Below are 22,822 nucleotides of genomic sequence, written 5' to 3' on the forward strand. Positions count from 1 at the left end.
CATGACGTGGATCGCCGCGGTCGCACGGTTGCGGGCACGCCGGGAGGCCGGCGTGCTGGTGACCGTCGCGACCGTGCGCGGTCATGCGCCGCGCGACGCCGGCGCGAAACTCGTCGTGGGGCAGACCCGGACGTGGGGCTCGATCGGCGGCGGCAATGTGGAGGCCGTCGCGATCGATCGGGCCCGGGAGATGATCGCCGTGTCCAAACCGGAGCCGGAGCTGATCGATTTCGCCCTGAACGACAAGGTGACCAACCAGCACGGCGTGCAGTGCTGCGGCGGTACGGTCTCGGTGCTGCTCGAACCGCTTCCGGTGGTACGGGCGGTGGCGATCTTCGGCGTCGGGCACGTCGGGCTGGAACTGGCGCGCATCCTGGCACGTCAGGACCTCGACCTCCACCTGATCGACACGCGCTCCGACGTCCTCACCGAGGAGCGGCTCGACGTGCTGGCCGACGCGGTGGCGCAGGTGCACGTGCATCACACGCCGCTGCTGCCCGAGGAGGTGCTGGAGGAGTTGCCGCGCGGCACCCACGTCCTGATCATGACCCATGATCACGCCGAGGACGCCGCTCTGTGCGACGCCGCCCTGCGCACCACCCATCTCGGTTCCATCGGGCTGATCGGCTCGGCGGCCAAGTGGGTGCGGTTCCGCAAACTCCTCACCACCGAGGGCGGTCACGACGAGGCCACCATCGACCGGATCAAGACTCCGATCGGACTGGCCGACATCACCGGCAAGGAGCCCGCGACCATCGCCGTGAGCGTCGCCGCCGATCTGCTGCGCACCTTCGAAACCGAGAGGAACTGACGCCGCCGTGCGAACCGCGCTCACCGCCGGGTGAGGCCGGGCGAAAGGCGCCTGACGGGGGAAAGCCAGGTCAGGCGCCTTTCCCGGGCGTCTGGAAGGCGCCTGCTGGGATGGCGGCGTAACCGGGCTGACCAGATCCTCTTGCCTCGGGATGATTGTCGGACTGCGGAGCACCGCCTGCCCTCATGCAGCATCCAGAGCCCGAAGCAGTCGTCGTCCTGGTCCCGAAGCAGAACCTGAACCGTTCCCGGGAAGGGCCAGGGCATCTGCTCCAAGTGAGGCAGAAGGCCTGTCCAGTTGCGTCGTCAGAAGTCGATGGCCCATGCGTCCATGCCAGGGATGGGTTCAAAGCACTGGTGCCACTCGCGATGCTCGTCGGGCTGGGTAAGAGGCTCCATCACCTCTTGGGCTCCGAAAGCGACTATGACTTCGCAATCTCTACTGGTGCGTGCCATGTTCGGGTTCGCGTTCTGAAGAGGTCAACGTCCGACCGCGTACAGGTGGCCCCGTCGGCGGACCTAAGAGCTGATCGGCAGCTCCTTCGCTCGCTGCCGTGCTCCGGCCCGTAGCTCCTCCAGTCGACCGTGGAACGCGTTATGGCGGTTCTGGGCGAGGTTCAGGGGGAGGTCGAGTGGGGAGATGAGCCGGGACTCCAGGGTCCACGGTTCGTTCTGCTCGATCCAGCACACTCGCGCGTTGTCCGCCATCCACTGACTCAGCGTGGCTTCGCCGGCCTTGCCGAAGGTCATCTTCTGGCCGTTGCCCACGCGGCGCAGCTCAAGTCCGAGCAGGCAACCGAGGGTGAGCCGCAGCGTCGAACTGGCCGCATTGCCCCGGTAGTGGTTCCGCACCCGCTTCCGCAGGTTTTGGGTGCTGGTCCGGTTCGCCATATATCGCGGGGCTATCCCGACATAGAGGAGGCGCCCAGCGTCCAGGTCCGGGTGGGGCGACTGCTTGAAGTGCCACCCATAGACCCCTGCCGCCGCCGGGACAGGGCTCGGGCGCACCAAGACCTCCTGCGCCGACCACAGCCGGTCGGGAGTGACGAGAGCGGTGGCTTCCACGAACCCTCCAGGCGTACCACGGGTGATCGCCGCAGGCTACTGGCCGACGCTGACAGAGCGCACCTTCCTTGGCGGCCGAGGGAGTCTGACGGCCACCCGTCTGCGCACTCGTAGCCCTTATACGTCCAGCGAACGGGCGACCAACACGCTTTCCAGGTGTGTTGGCCGGGGGAAGGGATGCGGCCGTGACCGTTCACCTGCGTTCATGGGCGAACGACGGCCGAGCTGGTCGTTGGCGGTGGACCGTCTGTACGGTGGTGAACGTAGCTGAATGAGACGGAAACGGAGACGGCCTGGCACGGGGCCAGACCGTCTCCACCTGGCGCGGCCTTCTGAACACTGTTGGACGGGGATGGTTGCTGCAGTTGTTGTACTCGGCTGCTGTATCGACCAAGTCCGTTGAGACGGAAGGCACAACGGAATCTCGTGTCAGCCGCCGTCGGCGGGATCATCTCGCTGCTGCTCGGCCAGGATTGCCCTGACTGACGCAACGCCTGCACCCGCGACCACAGCCACCGCCGTAGCACGCTCCGCGGTCACCGCGCCCAACAACACCAGGGCACATAGCAATCCGACACAGATGACAACGACAGCAACAAGCGGCTTACGGTAGCGCCGCGTTCGGCGGGTTAAGCGGATCTCGGGTGGGCTCTCGCCGCTATGCGTCCTAGCATGGTTCATGGAGACGGCTCCTCTCGCGGGATGTCGGCTTCACCAACCAGACGGCCTCCTGTGGCAGCAGGGGGCCGTCGCGCGTGCAGCGACGTCCCGTTCGGCCGTACGGGTGAGGACCTCCATGGAATACCTGAAATCCGCGTGGAGCAAACAAGGGCGCCCCACCTTACGCCGAATGGTGGGCGCCTATGCCCAGGGTCGTGGAAGACCACTTCTTGCCCCGCGCAGCAGCCTTCTTTGATCTGGACAAGACGGTCATTGCGAAGTCGAGCACGCTCACCTTCAGCAGAACCGTCCGCCAAGGTGGGCTGATCAACGGCAGGGCCGCGCTGCGTACCGCATAGGCCCAGTTCGCTCTACTGGCCGGCGGCCTGTATCACGATCAGATGGAGCGCATGCGCGAGTACCTGCCCGCGCTGTGCCGCGGCTGGAACGTACAGCAGGTGCGGGAGATCGTCGCCGAGACCCTGCACGACCTGATCGACCCGATCATCTACGCGAGGCCGCCTCGCTCACCGAGGAGAGCACCACACGGCCGGCCACAACGTCGTGATCGTGTCAACGTCCGGGGCCGGGGCCGAGTTCGTCGAGCCGATCGGCGAACTGCTCGGCGCAGACCGAGTGGGGGCCACACGAATAGTTCTAGGCCGTGTCTGGCAATCGTTCGTGAGCGGGTTGGCGGAGCCAAAGGATGAGTGAGGCGATGTGAGTCCGGCCCGGTAGCGGGTTGCCAGCTTGTCGAAGCGCTCGCGATGGCTCGGAATTGCTTGAGGCGGCTGAAGCAGCGCTCGACCACGTTGCGGGCTTTGCAGAGCTCGGGGTCGAAGGCCGGTGGTCTGCCACCGGCTCTGCCGCGGCGCTGGCGATTGGCCCTTTGGTCGGTCCGCACCGGGATGACTGCGCGGATGCCCCGGCGCCGCAGGTCCTGTCGGACCTCCCGTGACGAGTACGCCTTGTCCGCGATGACCGTGTCGGGTCTTTGCCGCGGCCGCCCGGCGCCTGCCCGAGGCACCCGCACAGATTCCAGCACCGCTTTGAACACAGTGCAGTCGTTGACGTTGCCGGGGGTGAGGACGACAGCCAGGGGCAGGCACCGGCCGTCGCAGGCGAGGTGGACTTTGGTGCTCAGCCCGCCGCGGGAGCGGCCCAGCGCCCGGTCGGCCGCCGAGCCTGCCGAACCTTCCAGCCCGCCGTTCGCGCCCGCCCCTTTTTCCGGGGGCCGGCCGCGTGCTGGTGGGAACGGTTGATGGTGGAGTCCACCGACACCGTCCATTCCACCGCTCCGACGGAGTCGTCGCGTGCCTGAACCTGCTCCAGGAGGCGGGCCCAGGTCCCGTCCCGCTCCCAACGGGCGAACCGCTCATAAACCGTCTGCCACGGCCCGTAGCGTTCCGGCAGGTCACGCCAGGGAGCACCTGTTCGCAACCGCCATAACACGCCGTTGAATACCTGCCGGTGGTCGCGCCACGGACGGCCGGGTCCATCGGTAGCCGGCAGCAGGGGCTTCAGCGCCTCCCATGCAGCGTCCGTCAGCTCGCCGCGTCCTGTCACGTGATCGGTCACGAACTGGGCCTCATGCAGCCGTGGTCGTCTGCGTCTTGGCCTGGCGCACCCCGCGCAGGGCGCCGGACCAGGCGATCACCTGGTCGAGCATGCCGCCCACGGCGGTGTCGAGGCCCTCCTGGGGGACGAAGGTGCCGGTGTGGAACGAGGGGTGTGTCGAGATGGTGGGCTGGGCGCGGACCGTGGCCACCTGGAGTTCGGCGAGGACGAGCCGCAGCGCCTCGGCGGCCCGGGCCCCGGCGACCCAGCCGCCGTAGCTGATGATCCCGGCGGCCTTGTCGTTCCACTCCCGGTAGACGTAGTCCAGGGCGTTCTTCAGGGCTCCGTGGTAGGAGTGGTTGTACTCGGGGACGAGGAACACGTAGCCGTCGAAGCTGTCGATGAGTGCGCCCCAGGCGCGGGTGTGGTCGTGCTGGTACTGCTGGAAGTTCGGGTTGCCGGGCTCGTCGAGGTTGCCCAAGTCGTGGTCGGCGAGGTCGATGAGTTCGTAGTCGGCGCCGCCGTGGGCACGGGCGGCCTCCAGTGCCCAGGCGGCGATCTGGTCGCCGCGGCGTCCGGGGCGGGTGCTTCCGAGGATGACTGCGATGCGAAGTGGCATGGCTTCCTTCCGGGAGAGTTGTCACGTCAACTCTAGGCCCGAAGGAGTTGAAGTGACAACTCTGCTGGTCGCGGTATCCTCGGCGACATGACGGAGACTCGATCGCTGGAACCCGAGGAGTGGGAGTTCTGGGATACCTGGATGCGCGCGCAGCGCCTGCTCACCAGGGAGCTGGAGCGCGGTCTACAGCGTGACTGCGACATCTCGAAGGCCGAGTTCAGCGTGCTGGTGACGCTGTGGCAGGCCGCCGGCCGGGAGATGCGTGTCGGCGAGCTCTCCGAGTCGCTCGACTGGGACAAGAGCCGCGTCTCACACCAGCTGACGCGCATGGAAAAACGCGGCTTCGTCAAGCGCACCCAGTACGGGGCGGATGGTCGCCGCGCGGGGATCGGGCTGACCGCCGAGGGGCGCCGGGCCGCCCAGAGTGCCATCCTCGTGCACGGCGGCAACATCCGCCGCCACTTCCTCGACTCACTGACCCCCGAGCAGGCATCAGTCATCCGGGCATGGAGCGAGCAAGCAGTCGATCGCCTGGAGCCGCACCGCAGCGAGGCTGCCAGCGGGGCGCGTCCTAGACCGCGTCCCACACCGCCTTCATAGACGCCGCCGATACGGCCCTGGGCATTGTCAGACAGGCCCTAGGTGTACTCGGTCATGACTTTGGTGACAGTCGGCTGATCGGGGGCTGGCCTGCGAGCGCGGTGTGTCGGCGTCGAGTGTTGTAGAAGGTCAGCCATGGCGCCAGTGCGCGGTCGCGTTCGGTGTTGCCGGTGAACACCTGGCGGTAGGCCCACTCGGTTTGCAGGGTGCGGTTGAAGCGTTCGACCTTGCCGTTTGTCCAGTGGCAGTGCGGGCGGATGAACCGTTGTTCGGCGCCCAGGTCGGCCACGGCCCGGCGGAAGACGGTGCTCTTGCGGTAGCTCCAGGCGTTGTCGGTGATGACCCGTTCGATGCGGTCGATGCCGTGGGCGGCGAAGAACGCGGCGGCGCGGGTGAGGAAGCCGGCGCAGGTGTCGGCCTTCTCATCGGCGTGGATCTCGGCGTAGGCCAGACGGGAGTGGTCATCGACGGCGGCGTGGACGTAGTCGTAGCCGGTCCGGGCCTGCCTTTGCGCGTAGGTCTTGCCGGCTTCCCGGCCGTGGGCCCGCCATCCTCCGCCGTCCGGGATCCGTCCGATCTTCTTCACGTCGACGTGGACGAGATCGCCGGGCCGGGCGCGTTCGTAGCGTGTTCCGCCGCACTCGGCGGCCACCCACCGATCAGCCGTGTGAACAACGCTTCAGGTCAATACACCTAGGACGGCTGCTTCACCAGAGAGGTGGAGTACCACGCCTACGGTCCGACGAAGGCCGAGGCGATCCGCGAGCTGGCCGCGTCCGAGGGCTACGACCTCGGCCGCTGCTACGCCTACAGCGACTCGGCGACCTACGTGGCGATGATGGAAGCCGCCAGCCACCCTCACGTCGTCAACGCGCACCGCGCGATGCGCCGGCGGGCATCCGTACGCGGTTGTCCGATTCTGAACACCACAGCCCGTGCTCGGCTGTGAACTGCGGCGGAGCGGGCCGCCGGGCCTGACTGACCGGCGGCCTGGTCCCCGCCGTTCCCCGTGGTTCCCCGGACGATCTGGCACGTGTCTGGCACGGGATCGTTCCTTAGAGCTTGTGCGAAGAAGCTCCAGGAACGGACGGACGTTGAGGTCTGGAGTGTGTGTCAGGCCGGCATCCGACCGCCAAGGAGATGCCGGCGAAGACCGTGCCGACGCCCCTGTTCCCGGCAGTGTCCCTGTGGCACCACCTGGCGCAGGCAGCGTGCCGCATGCTATTGTCGCGCTTTTGCAGCGTCGCTATCTCGGTGCTCCGTTCGGTGTCTCTGGCTGGTGGCCGCGTCCCTGCCGCGCCTTCCTCGGTACGGTCCCCTTCGGAGGAAGGCTCTCTGTGAGCGAATCAGCACGTGCCGATGCCCGGCAGCAGGACGTTGTGTCCGAGACGCCGGGCGCCACTTCGGCAGTGCCCCCGGCGGCGTCCTTCGCGCAGCTGGGGTTGCCGGCCGAGATTCTGCGGGTGCTCGACGAGCGCGGTGTGACTGTGCCCTTCCCCATCCAGGCGGCGGCGCTGCCGAACGCGCTCGCGGGACGGGACGTCCTGGGCCGGGGCCGCACAGGGTCAGGCAAGACGCTCGCCTTCGGCCTGGGGATGCTCGCCCGGACGGCCGGACAGCGGGCGCAGCCGAAAGAGCCGCTGGCGCTCGTTCTGGTGCCCACCAGGGAGCTGGCGCAGCAGGTCGGTGAGGCGCTCACACCGTACGTCGAGGCGCTGCGGCTGCGGCTCGCGACCGTGGTGGGCGGAGTGTCCATCGGGCGGCAGGCCGCCGTGCTGCGGGATGGCGCCGAGATCGTCGTCGCCACACCCGGTCGGCTGCGCGACCTCGTCGAGCGCAAGGGCTGCCGACTGGGACGGGTGCGCATCGCGATCCTGGACGAGGCCGACCAGGTGTGTGACATGGGGTTCCTGCCGCAGGTCACCGAGATCCTGGACCAGGTGCGTCCCGACGGGCAGCGGATGCTGTTCTCCGCCACCCTCGACCGCGACGTCGACCAGCTGGTGCAGCGCTACCTGCGCGACCCCGCCGTCCACTCCGTGGACCCCTCGTCCAGCGCGGTCTCCTCGATCGAGCACCACGTCTTCGTCGTGCACGGCCCGGACCGGTACGCCGTGACCACGGAGATCGCCGCTCGGGACGGCCGCGTCCTGCTCTTCCTGGACACCAAGCACGGCGTCGACCAGCTCACGCGGCATCTGCGGACCAGCGGCGTGGCCGCCGCCGCCCTGCACAGCGGGAAGTCCCAGCCACAACGCACCCGGACCCTGGCCCAGTTCAAGAACGGGCAGGTCACCGCGCTGGTAGCGACGAACGTCGCCGCACGCGGCCTCCACGTCGACGACCTCGACCTCGTGGTCAACGTCGACCCTGCCACCGACCCGAAGGACTACCTGCACCGCGCGGGCCGCACGGCCCGGGCCGGCCGCTCCGGCACCGTCGTGACACTCGTCCTGTCGGGACAGCGCCGCGAAACCAGCCAGGTCATGGCGGACGCCGACGTCACCCCCAGGGTCACCAAAGTGCGGTCCGGCGAAGCGGAGCTGAGCCGGATCACCGGCGCCAAGGCCCCCTCCGGAAAGCCTCTCGACGGCGGGCAGGCCGTACCGCACCCCAAGAACCACAACGCCCCGTTCCGCGGCCTGGGCAGCACCAAGGACGCGAAGGGCGGCTCCGGCGGCAGGTCGTCCCGCAAGAGCAGCGAGGCCCGCAAGCTCGCGGAGGCCCGCAAGGCGGCCCGGGTGCGGCGCGGCGGCTGAGAACGGCTTCCCGGCCTGCCGGGAAGCGTCTTCGTCTACGCTGCTGGACGGATACGCGGGACCGGCGATCGGCCGGGGCGCACCGGACGGTGTCACGGATGGGTGACCGTGCGCAGGGGGAGGCCTGCAGGCGATGGAGAACGGCGCGGACCTGCCACGACGGATCGGTGTCTACACCGTCGAGCGAGAGCTGGGCGCGGGCGGCATGGGGACGGTCTACCTCGCCCGGTCACGGGGCGGTCGGGCCGTCGCGGTCAAGGTGGCCCGCCCCGAGCTGGCGGCCGACCCGCACTTCCGTGAACGGTTCCGCGCAGAGGTCGAGGCCGCCCGCAGAGTCGGCGGTTTCCACACAGCCCCGGTCGTGGACGCCGATCCCGACGCGGAGACGCCCTGGCTGGCCACCGCGTACATCCCCGGGCCCACGCTCGCCGAGCTGATCGAGCGTCAAGGTCCCATGGAAAAAGAGCAGTTGCGGTCCCTCGGGGCAGCGCTCGCCGAGGCGCTCCAAGCCGTCCACGCCTGCGGGCTCGTACACCGGGATCTGAAGCCGGGCAACATCATCATGGCCGACGACGGCCCACGCGTCCTCGATTTCGGCATCGCCCGGGCCGTGGAGTCCACCCGGCTGACCGCCACCGGGGCGGCGTTCGGCACTCCCGGGTACCTTGCGCCCGAGCAGGCGCAGGGCGGCGAAGTCAGCGGCGCCGCCGATGTGTTCGCGCTCGGGGCCGTACTCGTCGCGGCGGCCGGGGGCAGTGCGTTCGGCACCGGCACGCCCATGGGGCTGATGTACCGGTCGGTGCACGAGCCCGCGGATCTCTCCGCGGTGCCGGGGGAGTTGCGGTCGCTGGTTGCCGCCTGCCTCTCCAAGGATCCGGCCGGCCGTCCCACGCCCGAGGCGCTCCTGCGCTCGCTCGGGCCGGACCCGAAGCCGGGCCCGGACCCGAACACACTCGCTCTCGCCACCCCTGACCGACCACGTGTCGCACCGCCGGTACCGGTCGAGACTCCCGCCGATCCCGGCCGCGTCGACGAACCTCTCCCGCGTGCCCCGGCCGAACCCTCGCGCATGCCGCGCGTGATCATCCTGCTGATCGTGGCTGCGGCCGTGACGAGCGCGCTCGTGGGTGCCCTCCTCGCCCTCACACGGAATGGGGACGACAACAAAGGCGGCGGCCCGTCCGGCACCGCTTCGGATACCCGGCGGGTCACGTCGCACGCTTCCGCTCCGCCGTCCACGCCCACATCGTCATCGTCCCGGGTGAGCGCTGCTCCGAAGGACCGGGTCACGGTCGTGGTGAGCGCCAGGAGCGGGCGGAGCTGGATCTCGGCGAAGGACCACAACGGCCACATTCTGTTCGACGGACTGCTGGACAACGGCGAGACCAAGAACTTCACGGACAAGAACCAGATCACCCTGATCCTTGGCGATGCTTCCGTCCTCCAGCTCGTCGTCAACGGCAAGGAGGTCCCGAACGACTTCCAGCCCGGCCAGGTCGAACGTCTCACCTACGGCAGAAGCGACTAATGGCTGCGGGCGGGAAACCTCCCGCACATGATGTACGTCGCACGGAGCCTGCCCGGCGGCTGAGCGGGCCGCCGGGCCGGGCTGCCCTGTTGGGGACTCAGTCGAACAGCGGTGCCAGCGCGGTGTCGCCGGCCAGGATCCGCCAGGCGGGTACCCGCACCGTCCGGCTCACCGGGCAGGGCTTGGCCCCATGGCCTCCGGAGGGCAGTCCGGTGAGCAGGTCGCCCCGCGCGTGGATGAGCCGAAGGTGCCGCGCAGGGTCGCCGTCGGGCCCCGGGCCGGGGTCCATCAGCACCGCCGTGTTCATGCCGGCGTCGGTGAACAGCAGGTCCACCGGATGTCCGCCCACCAGCACCGTCCGCTCCAGATCGGTGATACCTCGTCCGGTCAGGTACCGCTGCAGGCGGTCGGCGAGGTCTTCGCGGACCGCGGTCACCGGGCCGGGCGTTTCGGCCTCGGCCGTCGTGCCGTCCTCGTCGGCTCCCAGCAGGGCCGAGCGCGCCGCGAGGAGGGCCGGCAGGCCGCTCTGACCCTGCCAGAAGGCGCGGCCGCCCACGGTGATCAGCTGCGACTTGGCCCGGGTGACCGCCACATTCCACAGGTTGACCTTGCTCGCGACCCAGTGCGTCGTCCGGGGCGGGGTGTTGTGCGCCGCCACCGGGCTGAGCACCATCACGTCGCGCTGTCCGCCCTGGAAGGTGTGGACGGTGCCGACCCGGACCCGGTCGTCGTCCCGCCACATCCGTGCCAGTGTCTCCTTCTGCGCCCGGAACGGCGTGACCACTCCCACCGTCGCGTCCGGCGGAAGCCCTGCCAGCAGCCCGTCGACCACGCGCCGCACGGCCTCAGCCTCCACCGCGTTCCGCCAGGACCGACCGTCGCCGCCGCGCGCCGATTCCCCCGACGGTACGTCGACCCAGCCGAGCACAGGTGCCGGGTCCGCCGCTCCCACCGGGTCGTGCGCCGGTGCCTGCCGCCGCACGTCCGTCAGCACCCGCAACCGGCCGCCGTAGCAGTGGCCGTTGACGATGTCCGCGATCCGCGGATGGCAGCGGTAGTGCTCGTCGAGGAGCAGCGCGCTGCCGCCGTGCTGTTCGGCCGCGTGGTACGAGGAGTGCACGTGGTAGGTGAGGCGGTGGTGCTCCAGTTGCGCGGCGCTCAGCCCGGCCCGCACCCGTGCCTGCCGCTCCTGCTGCGGTGACACGCCGGGGATGTGCCCGAGCTGCATGGGGTCCCCGATGATCAGTGCCCGGCGGGCCCGGAACAGCAGCGTCAGCACCGACGGAATGGAGCACTGGCTCGCCTCGTCGATGACCACGAGATCGAACAGCTTCGGGGTGAGTTCCAGCTGCCGCACCGAGTGGGTGCTGACGGCCCACCCCTTGATGTGCGTCATCAGGTTCTTCTGGCTGCGCTGGTAGCCGGATCGGCGGCGGAGCGCCTGGAGCCGCTGGTTCATGAGCCCGGCGGCCCGGCCAAGGGTCTCGGCGGACAGCGCGCGGGACAGTTCCGCCGACAGGCCGGACAGTGCCCCCGCCGTCACCAGCCGGGACTCCTTGAGCCCTTCCTCGTCCCATTCCCCGTGCCGGCGGACGAGCTCCCGCACCTCCCGCTCCACGGACACGATTGCGGCCAGAAACTCCAGCAGTTCGGACGGCACCGGTCGTTCCGTCGCCCACTTCGGCCACCCCGGTCCGGTCCCCTCGGAGTGTTCCGCCCCCGCCGAGACCAGCGCGGCGAGCGCGCGCCCACGCCGCCGTGCCCCCAGCTGCCACCAGCGAGCCACGGCCGTCTTCCGCGCCCTCGCCGCCCACCGGCCCAGCGATGCAACGCCGTCCGCGTCAGCAGCCCAGGCCTCTTCGAGCAAGGACAGGGGAAGCTCCAGGGCTGCGGCCCGCTCCTCACGGTCGTGGAGCAGTTCCAGCAGCCGTTCTTCCTCACCGACGTGGTGTGCCGCCTCCGCCCGCAGCCGGTCGGCCCTCGCCCGGGTGTTGCGCAGCTCGCCGCCCACGGTGGCCGATCCGCGGCGCGGCGCCTCGACCGGTTCGGCGAGCAGCCGTTCCAGTTTGGCCGCCTCCCGCTCCAGCGCCTCTGCGTTGCCCGTCCGCATCAGCAGACCGGGCGCGATGTTGTCGCAGCGCTGGGCCACGACGTCCACGGCCTCGTTGTTCGTGGAGGCGACCAGCACCGACTGCCCCGCGGCGATGCAGGTGGTGACGACCGCCGTGACGACCTCGCTCTTGCCCGTGCCGGGCGGCCCGGTCGCCACCGTCAGTGGCTGTGTCATCGCCGACGAGATGACCTGTTCCTGGCTCTCGTTGCACGGCCCCGGAGCGATGAGTGTCACCGGGCTTGATGCGGTGGCGGTCGTGGCCGGCGTCTGCCGGGCCCCGCCGTTCAGCAGCGCGTCCAGGGCGGTGTCCGCGATCTGCGCGGTCCGCGTCGAGATCTGGAGCAGGTTGTCCACGAGCGCCTGGGTGGCCATGGCCTCCGCGCCCGAGGGGACGAGCAGTACGGCCGCATTGTGCGCGCCGGGCCGCAGTGCCTGCATGACCGTGCGGTCGCTGAGCGCGGACGGGTCCAGCGGTTCGAGTTCCGGAAGCCCCAGCTCCTCCAGCAACTCCCTTATGGCGCGCAGCATCTGCGCGTCGTTGCCCTCCTGCCAGGCCGGCTGCCAACGGGCCACCAGGTCGGCGGCGTCGCCCGCGTCCAGGAGTTCCGAGACGACACCGCTGTGCAGGGACGGCACACCGCTGGGCCTGAGCACGTCCCGGCCGTCCTCGTCCGGCGCCAGCTCCATCTGCTGGATGAGCAGCGGCGCCAGCTCCACCGTCGCACGCCGCCCCCGGCCGCCGTCCCGCGCGGGCAGCGTGATCGCCGGATACCCGTACCAGTACTCCTGCCGCGTCCCCGCCTCGGTGCCCGGCCCGGTCCGCCCATCCTGTGGGCGGGGCAGCGATCCGGGCGCGACGATGTGCGGTCCGCGGCCCGACTGGATGGTCTCCTCGCCCTGGGCGAGCAGGAAGTACCTCTCGTTCCGTCCGCCGTCCCGGTCGGGCCGCATTCCGGCCGCCGCCTGCGCGGTGAGGCAGTCCGCGTAGTACCGCAGCAGCCGCTGCGCATCGACGCCGTCCCGTTCGTCCGCCTCGGCCAGTGCCCGGGCCTTCAGCAGCGCGGGGGAGCGCCGGGCGGCTTCGCCGGCGTCGCGGGGGAGCGAGGGAAGCCGCACCGGTCGTGCCACCGACCGGGCGAAGGGGAGGCTGCGGGTGGCCCTGATCGTGGACTTGGTGGGCCGCTGCTCCTCGGGCACGCCGTCGCGGGTCATCTGCGCGGTCAGGTAGTCGAAGAGGTCGTCCGGGGTGATCCAGCCGCCGTCCTTGATCCGGCCGTTGCGCAGCCCCTCGACGATCTCACCGGTGAACCGCGAGGTGCCGAGGCCGGAGCCGGGCGGCGCCATCGCGGAGGCCGCCTGGAGAGCGTCGGACGCGGTGATGAAGTACACGCCGGTCGGCCGCAGCAGGGTGCTCGGCACGGGCCGGTCCGGTTCCCCCGCCGGGCCCTTGGCGGTCCAGCCCTGGACGACGGAACCGCTGGAGCAGCAGTCCAGCAGGACCACTTTGGAGGCGGCCCGGCAGGACCCGAGCATCCTCTCCAGGAACTCCGCCGGTACGGCCGTGCCCGGCAGGTCGGCGGGGTCGGTGTCCCGGGTCAGGAAGTACAACTGGCCGTCCTGCTCGCAGTACTCGCCGTGCCCGCTGAAGTAGAGCAGCGCGGTCTCACTGGGCTGCCGGGCCTCCAGGAACGTCTCGACGGCGTGCAGCATCTCCGCGCGCGTCGGCTCGGCGGCCACCGCGCACTCGTTGTACATGCCGATCTCGGTGTTCTCCAGAACCGCCCGCATGTAGTGCAGATCGGCCCGCACGGCCGGGAGGTCCTGGTACGCCTCGCTGTCGTACGTGGAGACACCGACGAGCAAGGCGTGGCGGTCGTTGTCGGTCATCGCCGCTCAGCCCGCCGTCGCCCCGTCGCCGCCGTCAGTGAGGAACCGCTCGATCAGCGTGTCGTCCTCGCGGGCCTCCTTGCCGGTGATGTGCAGGGTCGCCCCGTCGGGCCGCTTGACGACGATGGTGCGCTGAGGGACCCGCGCCAGCCACGTCTGCACCAGCGCGACGACGAACGAACCGGCGCTCAGCAGCAGCCCGACGGTCTCGGCGGACGGGCCGCCCTTGTCGCCGGCCCCCGCAGGGCTGCCGGGTTCGGGAAGGTCCAGCCTGGCCGTGGAGTCCGCCGCGGCCAGCGCGGCGAGCAGTTCGCGTGCTTCCTTGCGGGCGCGCAGCGGGTCCTCGTCGACGACGGAGATGCGGAATCCGGAGTGGTTGTCGTGCATGGCGGTGTCGTGCTCCCCCTGGGCTCACCGGCTCCTTGCCGGGCGAACGACACTAGCGCCCGGCACTGACACCGAAGGCCCCGTTCTGCTGTGTTCTCCAGGCCGTTGGCCTGAAAGTGCTTGCCGATGGCCGGGCCTGTGCGTCTCATGTCAGGGGGATCGAGGCGCCTGGAGGGCAGATCCCCTCCAGGCAACCGATGCAGTTTGACCAGCGAAAACAGCTCCGATCGCCACAAGCTGCGGACGGCTGGTCCGGGTATGGTCCGGATCTTGGTTCGAAGGTTCGTGGTGATAAGCGCTGCGCGCATGTCGCGCTTGTACGACGATGACGGCCTCGGCACTGCTTCGAGAGGCGACGACGGGCCGCAGAAGACTGTCCTGAACGGGCTGCACCAAGGCTGGATCCGGCGCTGGCGGAGGCCAGCGGCGGTTTCTTCGGCCCGGCCCTACAACCGTGGCGCTGTCCTCGCAGGACCGCGACGACGCCGCGTTGAGAATTCGCCCCGTGGGGGCTCGGTTGGCCGAGGTGGCGCGGCGGTGGGTTGATCAGTGCCTACCAGTGCCTCCCGACCCTGTGACGCCCCCGGGTCATGGTCGCAGAACCACGGTTCGAAGGGCCGGCTCCGGCGCACTATGGCTGTGAGTGCGCTTCCGCTGCTTTTCGCCATTCGCCGGCAGAGCTCCGCTTGGCGTGACCGGGGCTGTTTCCGCAGGTGAGAGACGGACGGTCAGGCGCCGCGTGAGGGCTGGCGGAAAGGGCCATGGTGAACCGCTTGAGAGCTGAGAAGGGCATTCGCCCAGCTGAGCTGCCCCAGGCTCGCTGCCCCGTGAATGGGCCTGACGGTGTGGCCCTCCTGGCCTGATGGCGACTCGACCGGGACGTAGCGCCGTGATGACCCATCAGCTGCTGTCAGTGCCCACTGCTACACCCTTTTGTTGGGATGAGCCGCGCTCCGCGGCGCACCGACGGGAGGCGGAAACATGTCGAAGGTACCGGAGGGGTTCCACCGGGTACGCGGACACATCCGTCGCAATCCGAAGCCCAGGAGCGCCAAGCGCATGAGCGGTTGGATGATTGCCGGCTTACTGGCCGGCGTGTGGCTGTGGGGGCAGGTGTTCGGGTTCAGTGAGTCCACCGCCACCACACCGCCGACGGATCCGAAGCCGACGGCCAGCGCGACGGCCGACCGCTGATGGGACGGATACGTCTGCGGCGCCCTCGCGGAGCCGCGGAACTGGTCGCAGCGGCTGTGGTCGCCCTGGCTGTGCTCGTCCTGGTGGCGCGGACGGCGGCCACGGCGGTCGGCACACTGAAGGCGGCCTGGCCTGCCCTGCTGGCTCTCGCCCTGCTCACGGGAGCCGTCGCGGCGTGGCGGATCAGGCAGGCGACCACGATGCGGCGTCGGGAGAAGGAGCGGCTGGCCACTCTGCGGATCACGCTCGCGGAGTTCGACACCATGGACGACCGTCGCTTCGAGTACGCCCTGCGGGATCTGCTGGTCCGCGATGGATGGCCGGCCCGCAGAGTGGGTGGTGGCGGCGACCAGGCCGCCGACGTCATCGGTGACCATCCGCAGCGCGGCCGGATCCGTGAAGGGGACGGCCGGGCCGGTCCACAAAGCCGATCACGCTGTCGTCGTCACCAACGGAGCCTTCACCCGCGATGCCATGGCGTGGGGCGACCGGCACGGCGTCCACTGGATCGACCGGGAAACGCTACGGCGCTGGGCCGAGGACGGTGCCGCTCTGCACGAGCTCCTCGGATTGTCTGCGCGCTCCCGCCCGAGCCGACTCAGGCGTGCGGCATGACTGGCAAAGATCGTGATCGCTGCCCAAGTCGTCTGGGGGTGTGGTGTTCGACGAGGACGGGTCGCTCGACCCGCTGCTGAAGTTCCTGCTGTATGCGGTCGTCGCGCTGGCCGTCGGCAAGATGCTCTGGGAGTGGCTCACCGAGGACGTCGGTCAGTGGATCACCGTAGATCTACGGGGGCTGATAGCAGATCACCCGTGGTCGACCGGGCCCATCGTCGCCGGCGGACTCGCCGTGCTGCTCCTGCTCGGCAGAATCTTGTCATTCCTGTTCGACGTCAACACGTACGCCGACGCGGACAACACGTTCGTCGCTCCCTCTGGGGATGCGATCGAGTCGGACGCACTGACCTTCAAGATGAAGCAGCTCTCGTTGATGAGTGCGACGGGTTTCGAGCAGGCGTGTACTGATCTCCCGGCCCGGGACGGATTCCGGAGTCCCAGCCCCCGTCGGTCTGGTGGAGGCCATGTTGGGCACGCCGGGTGAGGAGACTCCCCTCCGTGGTCCCCTCTGCGGATTCTTCGGCGACCACTGGCAGCAGAGCTACGACAAGGTGTGCGGGACCATCGACGACCCGCGCGTGAAACCGATCTCAGGACGCGCAACCGCCGGTCGCAGCGCGCTGGGCAGAACCATCTACGACCGTGACCTGCGTGGTGAGGCGCACGAGGCACTAGGTCCGCTTCCTGCATTTTCGTGAAGATGTCACCCGCGGTGCTGGGGGCCCTGATCACCTGATGCCGCCATCTACCTTGCCCGCGTGCACCCAACTCTCGCCCAGCCCCGCTCACGCTGCATACTCATCTCGGGCCTGGTTAGTGGCCCGTCAACAGGAATGTGACGTATTTCCGGACACCGAGGTTGCGGCGGGTCTCCGTCCGTGCGGCGCTGAGTTCGCCCTTCACCCTCGCTCGTTCCGCCTCGGCGCCGCTCAACTGCTTCTGGCGTTGCAACAGGTCGGCACGCTTGCGCTGGGTCTCCATAGCGCGCTGCTGGCGGTCGGCCGTGAGCCTCTGCCGTTCGTCGGTGATCCGCTTCTGTAGGGCATCCCGGTCCTGCTGGGCCTTGCTCTCCGCCTGCTTTACCTCCCGGTCGTACTGCGCCCGCAGCGTGGCGATCTCTGCGCGGATCCTCGTCAGGGCTGGCCCAGGCAGCTTGGCGGGTGCGGAAGCCCTTGCCCGTTGCTCCAGGGACCGGCGCCATGCGTCGAGGGCGGTCGCCCGCGCTTCGCCCACGCCGGCCACGCGGACGTGGTGGCCGCCTGGGCGGACGAAGTAGGCGACACGGCTCCCGGAACCCTGGCTTTGGGAGTAGGACACCCCCGTGAAGTCGGCCGCGGTGCGGATACCAGCCTGCACCAAAGCCCCGACCGTCTTGGCGCCCATGTTCGGCAGCGACCGCGCTTCCTGGATCGAGGTGGCGCGCAGCTTCACCTCGACGTGCTGACGCACCGCCGGTTCCAGCGCGGCGGCGATCATGCTCTGCTCTCTGGCGGGAAGCTCCGCCTTGCGCTTGCGGGACTGGTCGGTGCGTCGGTTCAGCTCCATGGTGATGCGGGCCAGTCCGTCGCGCAGGTCGGTCTGGAGGGTCTGGATGCGCTTGTCAGTGGCCGCGCCGTCCTTGGCGGTGGCGGCATCCAGCTTCTGGATCTCCTGTTCCAGTCGCCGGTGTGCGCCCGCCGGATCCTTGAGTTCGCGGACCCGGCGACGTAGTCCCCGGACCCGTTGGTGGGCGGTTCGACACTCCGGCCTGAGCCGCCGGCCTACGCCGATCACGGCGGCCGAGGCGATCAGGGCGGCCCCCTGCGCGGCGGGAAGATAGCCTGCCGGCTGTCCGACAGCGACCGTGAGCACGCCGGGGGCGGCGGTGCTCAGTACGGCGGTGGCCGCGGCCGCCAGGTCGCGAGGGCGGCGCCCGGTGAAGCCCGCGGAGACGGGGGCCGGCGCGCTGGTCGGCACCGCACTGGCGGGGGCGGACGCCACGCGATCCACCAGCCAGGCTGGGATGCCACCGGAAGGTGCATGTGCCGGGGCCGCGGCACCCGTCGTAGCGCCGGTCGCCGTCGGAGCCGCGGCGCCGCCCTTTCGCTTGCGGGGTGGGGCGGAGAGCGTGAGCGCGTCGGCGGTCAGGCGGGGCAGCGTGGAGCAGGGTTGCCCGAGGAAGCCCCGGACGCGGGCGGCCTCCGCGCGGAGCCGTTGGTCGGAGTGGCCGAGGAGCACGGACCAGGCCAGTGACGTCGCCGGGTCCTTGAAGTCGGGCTCCGAGAGGATCAGGTACTCGCCCTGGCTGTCGTGAAGCTGAGTCCACAGGCTTGAGTCGGTAGCGACGGCGAGCAGGGAGAGGTGGATGAGCCAGGCCGAGAAGCGGTCCATGGCAGGCCCGAAGTCGGCGGCGCCGCGTTGCGGCGACTGGTAGTTGCGGTGGCCGTTCTCCGTCGCCGCCTCGCCCTTGAGAGCGGGGACGTACATGCCGTCGTAGTCGACAAGCCTCAGGGTGCTGTCGGCCGCCACGAGGATGTTGCCGTGCTGCAGGTCGCCGTGGGCGATGCCATGGTCCTCCAGGTCGCCCACCATCGCGAGGAAGCGATCGGCGAGGGCGTGGACGGCAGCCGAGTCGTGGCGGTGACGATCGATCCACGACATGAGGTCGGTGCCCTGCACCCACGCCATCCGGACCACCGGGAACCAGTCGCCGAGGGCCAGCACGCCCTGCTCCAAAAACTCGAAGCGCACAGGCCACGGTTGAGAGAGGCTGCCCGTGTCGAGCGCGCGCAGAGCAGTGCTGATCGCTGTGTAACGGGCACCGATGGCGGAGGTGTCCCGGGTGAAGCACTTGAGCGCGTAGCGCTCCCCGTCCGGCGCGGTGACGGAGAAGACGCTGGCAAAGTTGCCGGAGATCGCCTTGGGCCCGAGGACGGGGCTCTGCTGGACGGTTCCGTGCTGGAGATCAGGATCGCGGAAGCAGAGTTCGGGGTGTTGCAGGGCCTCAGCGTAGTTCGCGCCCGTAGGGAATTTCCGGACCCCACCGGTTCCGGTGGCGGGGCGACCGCCGGAGGACACAGCCATCACGCCTCCGTTCTCACCCGTATCCGGATAAGGGTCACGTCGTCGTTGCGCATGAGCCCGCGCACCCGCTGGTCCTCCACCCACTCCGTGAAGGGCTCATTGCCCAACTCGGCAAGCGTGGCCAGCACGGTGCCTGGCGCGCGGTGCTCGTGGTGAGGGGACAGCAGCCAGGCGGCCAGCGCGTCGCTGGCCAGCAGCACTTCGTCACCTGGCGCCAGGGTGCCGTGGGCGAGCTGCAGCCGCTCGGCCACCAGCGCCGTGTCGTGGTTACGGCTCCCGAGGAGCTGGGGGGTGATGCCGAAGCCCTCGACGTCCTCGAGGGGGAAGGCCCGCCGGACGACACCGTCCCGCACATGGAACAGGCAGCTGTCGCCCAGGGCGAAGGCGTGCCAAGACCAATCGGCCCTACAGTTCCCGGGCACGGTGGCTCGAACCTCCGCCCCCAACACGGTCGCGAACGCGCCCTTCTCCAGGCCGGGTTGCTCGTACCACGTGATGGGTCGGCCACGGGCGTCGCGCTCCGCCCGGTACCACTCGAGGTACGCCTCCCAGCGAGGCGCGGACCGCTCCATGAGGTCGATGACGAACGTGTCCACGTCGTCCCACCAGTCACGGCCGAGGGACATCGACTCGACGGCGTCCGCGACGAGGCGCTTCGCCCAGGCGCCCGCCAGTAGGCTTTCCGAGGCGCCGTCGGACACTGCCGCGTACAGCGGGAGGACGGTACGGCCCTCGTCGTCGGCCCGCGCGTCGCCGAACCAGGACAGTCCCGCGTCCTCGCACTCCTTGAGCGTGTTGCCCGCCTTGGGTACCCGCAGCAGCTGGCATTCCGGCAGAGCCGAAACGTCCTCCATGGTCAGCGCAGCTCCGTCTCGGTGGTCAGCGCAGCTCGGTGGCGCGGGTGCCGATGTCGAGGAACTCCACGATGGAGGTGATGTCCGCGTTGTAGACGAAGCCCCGGGTGGTCTCGCTGACACGGTGCCCCTGTGAGGCCGCGTAGGAGCGCATGTGGCTGGGCAGCACGCTGGACATCTGGAACAGCAGCCGTGCGTACGTGTCCGGCAGCCCCTCATCGCTGTCCGGGAAGGTGACCGGTGTGCCGCCGGTGCCGGACACGTGGAGGTTGAACAGGAGGACCGCGCCATCGGCGGTGGCGTGCGAGGCCAGCGCGATGGCGGCGCTGGTGGGGTCGCCGTCGGTGGACTCGCCGTCGGTTAGGTTGAGCACGATCGGCGGGAAGCCGCTCGGGTGCGCCTCGACCCAGTTCGCCACGAGGCTGTCAGCGTAGCCGAGGGCGCGGGTCATGGGCGTGCCGCCGTTGGTCACCGGGTCCATCCAGACCGGGAACTGCACCGAGGTCTCGACCAAACCTCCGGCGCCATCGGGCACCTTCTTGGTACGGCTCTCCACCCGCGCGGGGTTGTTGGCGACCTCGCTCAGCGGAACGAGGTCGCGCCCGGCCAGCGTCCCCTGGAATGCGGAGCCCACGTGATTGTGTCCGTACCCGATCACGGCCACGTGGAAGTAGTCCCGTACGCCTTCCTCTTTGGCACACTTGACGGACAGTTCGGTCAGCAGGCGGTTGATCGCGTCGGAGACGACCTCGGCCCTCTGCTGCGTGACCTCACCGGCGCCCATGGGATCGCTCATGGAGGCGGACTGGTCCACGAGGAAGATGAAGCAACCCGGATTGGTTCGGCTGATCTCTGCGGTGTACGGCACTCCGCCCCCCTTGCTGTGAAGGGAATCACCATATCGAATGACCAGTGCTTTCACACTGCCTTCACAGTCTCGGTGTCGGGGAAGTGATCGTCACTCACATGCCGTTCCACCGGCCGCCCGGCATGAGCCCCCGACGGCCTGCTCGACGACGTTTGGATCCAAGTGCTGCTCGGCGTCGTGGAGGAGGTTTTCGATGTCTCCGGAATCGAGGCTAGTGCCTTCACCCAGGGCAGATTCCCGTGGTCAATGACATGCGAGGCAGTCTGCTGGTTACGCCTCGTGCGGCCACTGGGGCTGCGCGGCGTTCGGAGTGATGAACACCGCAAGGCAGCGGAACTCGCCACTTGGACTCTTCAGTTGGGTGTACTGACGCCAGGCGAGCGTGTAGGCGCCGCGCAGCACTCGGGTGTTGTCCGGGAAGGAACCGCCGGCCCACAGCAAGGTACCGCTCAGTTCGCGCCCGTGGTGGATGCGGAACTCCTCGTCCCTGGTGGGCATCCTGCGTTGCCTGGGGCGCCACAGGGCCGCCTCGTTTGTGATGAGCAGGGCCAGCCCGTTCTGGTCCTCGCGGTCGCAGAAGCGTTCCAGCCTTGCTACGTCCCGCAGGAAGTCCCTACGTGCGACGTCCGGGGCGTTGTGTCCGCGCAAGGCGTACTCCTCGGGAGGCGTCCCTGCTGTACCCGACCATTGTCGGGTCACGTACTTGAACTCGATGGCCGTACGGCCCGCCGGCCCCAGGCACAGTAGGTCCAGGTACTCCGAGGCGTTGCTTCCGCGCACCGGGATCTCGAGACGGCACCTGACCTCCGGTGCGACCTCGCCTACAGCGAGGGCGAAACTGTGCTGGAGATCGGCCTCGGAGTGGAACACCGGCCGCCGCGCGCGTAGACACTCCAGGACTTCGTCCAGCGTGGCGGTACCCGCGATCGACTCCAGGGTGGCGGGCGGGGGCGGGGGTGTCGGCGTCGGCGTGGCCATGACGCCATTGAAGACTGTGCTGCCTGCCCATGTCAGCTGATAGTCGACTACCGTCCACGGGACGTCGGCCACATCGCTGGACGCCGAAGCGCCCATGATCCGCCGAACGCATCTTCAAAGGGGGCCGATACCGAGGATGCCGTCGGGCGGCAGCGATCTCCTGAAGAAGGTGCGTACGACGGAACCCGGGCTTGCTCGACTACTGGGTGCAGCGGCGGCGTGCATCGTGACCGACGGTTATCGAGTCGCGCCTCGGGAGCACGTTCCGCACGCGGTACGGCCTCCTCTGATGCTGGTCAGGGTGAGGGTGATGGCCGTGCTCGGTTCGGCCACCGGATCGGGGGCACTTCTTGCAGCCGGTGGTTCCCGACCGGACGGATGACAGGCGCGTCATGACCTCGTTTCCGCAGGAACAGCGGCAGCGCCAACGGTCCGCTCGTGCACGTCGGCAGGGCCGTTCTCGCCGCGAGGAGACTTCGCTCGCGGTACGGATTCGTTCAGGACGGCTATGAGGTCGAAGAGGTCTCCCAGTGCTGCCGACGGTTCGGCGCTGCTTACGGTATCGACGTATCGCCGCGCTCGTGAGCGGGCGGCTCGTGGGTTGTGTCCTTCGGAGCTCATTGGTCCGCGAATGGTCCGGCAGGAACTCTCCTGCCAGACGGTAGCTTTGAGAAGCCAATTGATTACAGTGGGCCGATCGCGTGCGAGCTGGTTGTTCCCGGTACCATCGGAAATCCCGCTCTTGGGGTCACAACTCGGTGAGTCCGAGTTGGCGCAGCATGCCGAGTTCGTCGCTGCTGCCCCAGCGTTCGACGAGCTTTCCGTCGCTGTCGAAGCGGCTGATCTGCATGCCCCGGTAGCTTGCCTTCCTGCCGGTCGCCGGCCGTCCCATCAGCGGCCCCAGATGCGTTCCGGTGATGGTGTAGGCAAAAGCCAACTCGTCGTCGGTGGCCACCAGATGCTCCACCGCGACGTGCAGGTCGGGAAAGGCTGCCCGCAGATCGGCGAACATGGCCTTGTACCCTTCGGGCCCCGGCAGCTGTCCTGGGGCTGGATCATGGTCGATCGAGTCGGGTGCGACGATCTCGTCGAGGGCCGCGAGGTCGCCGGTGATGACCGCCTCTGCGAAAGCGGTCTGTGCGGCGATGTTCGTTTGCTGAGACATGGGCATTCCTCGGGCTCGCGCCTGCCAGTGGTCTGGCGCCGGCCGCGTGAACGCGGGAAGACCGGTGAAACGACACCTGGTCGGTCAGCCGCGTGCG

General features: G+C 69.3%; 15 protein-coding genes and 5 pseudogenes. 9 read left to right on the forward strand and 11 right to left on the reverse strand.

The features are described 5' to 3' along the window. Nucleotide 1 precedes the first annotated feature (1 nt). The gene (gene xdhC, locus FB563_RS29290) at nucleotides 2-811 is read left to right on the forward strand and encodes a xanthine dehydrogenase accessory protein XdhC (RefSeq protein ID WP_107100542.1); all 810 of its coding nucleotides are present in this window, start codon (nucleotides 2-4) and stop codon (nucleotides 809-811) included. A gap of 518 nt (nucleotides 812-1,329) precedes the next feature. On the opposite strand, the gene FB563_RS29295 is transcribed toward xdhC, so the two are convergent. After that, entirely contained in the window at nucleotides 1,330-1,875 is a 546-nt protein-coding gene (locus tag FB563_RS29295) for a GIY-YIG nuclease family protein (protein ID WP_055704875.1), read from the reverse strand. Between the two features lie 863 nt (nucleotides 1,876-2,738). On the opposite strand from FB563_RS29295, the pseudogene FB563_RS29300 reads away from it, so the two are divergent. Next, a pseudogene (locus FB563_RS29300) lies at nucleotides 2,739-3,198 on the forward strand (haloacid dehalogenase-like hydrolase); the annotation flags it as partial. Here the strand turns inward: FB563_RS29300 and FB563_RS29305 are convergent. Beyond that, nucleotides 3,193-4,101: pseudogene (locus FB563_RS29305) on the reverse strand (IS5 family transposase). The pseudogenes FB563_RS29300 and FB563_RS29305 sit on opposite strands and share 6 nt — an antisense overlap. A 22-nt stretch (nucleotides 4,102-4,123) precedes the next feature. Then, nucleotides 4,124-4,711, reverse strand: a complete 588-nt coding sequence (locus tag FB563_RS29310; RefSeq protein WP_055704876.1) for an NADPH-dependent FMN reductase — start codon at nucleotides 4,709-4,711, stop codon at nucleotides 4,124-4,126. Between the two features lie 87 nt (nucleotides 4,712-4,798). Between FB563_RS29310 and FB563_RS29315 the strand changes: the two genes are divergently transcribed. Next, on the forward strand, nucleotides 4,799-5,311 hold the full coding sequence (locus FB563_RS29315) for a MarR family winged helix-turn-helix transcriptional regulator (RefSeq protein WP_107100543.1): 513 nt from the start codon (nucleotides 4,799-4,801) through the stop codon (nucleotides 5,309-5,311). Between the two features lie 52 nt (nucleotides 5,312-5,363). Here the strand turns inward: FB563_RS29315 and FB563_RS29320 are convergent. After that, nucleotides 5,364-5,942: pseudogene (locus FB563_RS29320) on the reverse strand (integrase core domain-containing protein); the annotation flags it as partial. Nucleotides 5,943-6,008: 66 nt separating this feature from the next. Between FB563_RS29320 and FB563_RS29325 the strand changes: the two are divergent. From FB563_RS29325 to FB563_RS43555, 3 genes and pseudogenes are all read left to right on the forward strand, one after another. Continuing rightward, nucleotides 6,009-6,257, forward strand: a pseudogene (locus FB563_RS29325) (HAD family hydrolase); the annotation flags it as partial. A 391-nt stretch (nucleotides 6,258-6,648) separates the two neighbouring features. After that, nucleotides 6,649-8,070, forward strand: a complete 1,422-nt coding sequence (locus FB563_RS29330; RefSeq protein ID WP_055704879.1) for a DEAD/DEAH box helicase — start codon at nucleotides 6,649-6,651, stop codon at nucleotides 8,068-8,070. A gap of 133 nt (nucleotides 8,071-8,203) precedes the next feature. Beyond that, on the forward strand, nucleotides 8,204-9,598 hold the full coding sequence (locus tag FB563_RS43555) for a RodZ domain-containing protein (protein ID WP_079048614.1): 1,395 nt from the start codon (nucleotides 8,204-8,206) through the stop codon (nucleotides 9,596-9,598). A gap of 97 nt (nucleotides 9,599-9,695) precedes the next feature. On the opposite strand, the gene FB563_RS29340 is transcribed toward FB563_RS43555, so the two are convergent. Together FB563_RS29340 and FB563_RS29345 are read right to left on the reverse strand one after the other, a co-directional pair. After that, complete coding sequence (locus FB563_RS29340) at nucleotides 9,696-13,598, reverse strand: caspase, EACC1-associated type (protein ID WP_055704880.1); 3,903 nt, start codon at nucleotides 13,596-13,598, stop codon at nucleotides 9,696-9,698. A 6-nt stretch (nucleotides 13,599-13,604) separates the two neighbouring features. Further along, nucleotides 13,605-13,985: an effector-associated constant component EACC1 gene (locus tag FB563_RS29345; protein WP_055704881.1), complete on the reverse strand. Its 381-nt coding sequence runs from the start codon at nucleotides 13,983-13,985 to the stop codon at nucleotides 13,605-13,607. Between the two features lie 1,059 nt (nucleotides 13,986-15,044). On the opposite strand from FB563_RS29345, the gene FB563_RS44975 reads away from it, so the two are divergent. From FB563_RS44975 to FB563_RS29360, 3 genes and pseudogenes are all read left to right on the forward strand, one after another. Further along, entirely contained in the window at nucleotides 15,045-15,179 is a 135-nt protein-coding gene (locus tag FB563_RS44975) for a hypothetical protein (RefSeq protein ID WP_280116574.1), read from the forward strand. Next, nucleotides 15,179-15,794 (forward strand): annotated as a pseudogene (locus tag FB563_RS29355) (restriction endonuclease). Before FB563_RS44975 ends, FB563_RS29355 begins: the two are co-directional and overlap by 1 nt. Before the next feature lie 43 nt (nucleotides 15,795-15,837). Continuing rightward, on the forward strand, nucleotides 15,838-16,281 hold the full coding sequence (locus FB563_RS29360; protein WP_234357621.1) for a hypothetical protein: 444 nt from the start codon (nucleotides 15,838-15,840) through the stop codon (nucleotides 16,279-16,281). Nucleotides 16,282-16,610: 329 nt separating this feature from the next. Here the strand turns inward: FB563_RS29360 and FB563_RS29365 are convergent, their stop codons facing one another. The 5 genes from FB563_RS29365 to FB563_RS29385 form a co-directional block, all read right to left on the reverse strand. Beyond that, the gene (locus tag FB563_RS29365) at nucleotides 16,611-18,860 is read right to left on the reverse strand and encodes a protein kinase family protein (protein WP_055704883.1); all 2,250 of its coding nucleotides are present in this window, start codon (nucleotides 18,858-18,860) and stop codon (nucleotides 16,611-16,613) included. After that, nucleotides 18,860-19,714 (reverse strand): hypothetical protein, encoded by an 855-nt coding sequence (locus FB563_RS29370; protein ID WP_055704884.1) that lies wholly within the window; start codon nucleotides 19,712-19,714, stop codon nucleotides 18,860-18,862. Before FB563_RS29370 ends, FB563_RS29365 begins: the two co-directional genes overlap by 1 nt. 25 nt (nucleotides 19,715-19,739) lie before the next feature. Then, entirely contained in the window at nucleotides 19,740-20,582 is an 843-nt protein-coding gene (locus FB563_RS29375; RefSeq protein WP_055704885.1) for a vWA domain-containing protein, read from the reverse strand. Between the two features lie 270 nt (nucleotides 20,583-20,852). Continuing rightward, nucleotides 20,853-21,560 (reverse strand): hypothetical protein, encoded by a 708-nt coding sequence (locus tag FB563_RS29380; protein WP_079048625.1) that lies wholly within the window; start codon nucleotides 21,558-21,560, stop codon nucleotides 20,853-20,855. 748 nt (nucleotides 21,561-22,308) lie between these two features. Then, entirely contained in the window at nucleotides 22,309-22,731 is a 423-nt protein-coding gene (locus tag FB563_RS29385; RefSeq protein ID WP_324615827.1) for an ester cyclase, read from the reverse strand. Between the last annotated feature and the right edge of the window lie 91 nt (nucleotides 22,732-22,822).

It is taken from the genome of Streptomyces puniciscabiei (assembly GCF_006715785.1).
Lineage (GTDB): Bacteria > Actinomycetota > Actinomycetes > Streptomycetales > Streptomycetaceae > Streptomyces > Streptomyces puniciscabiei.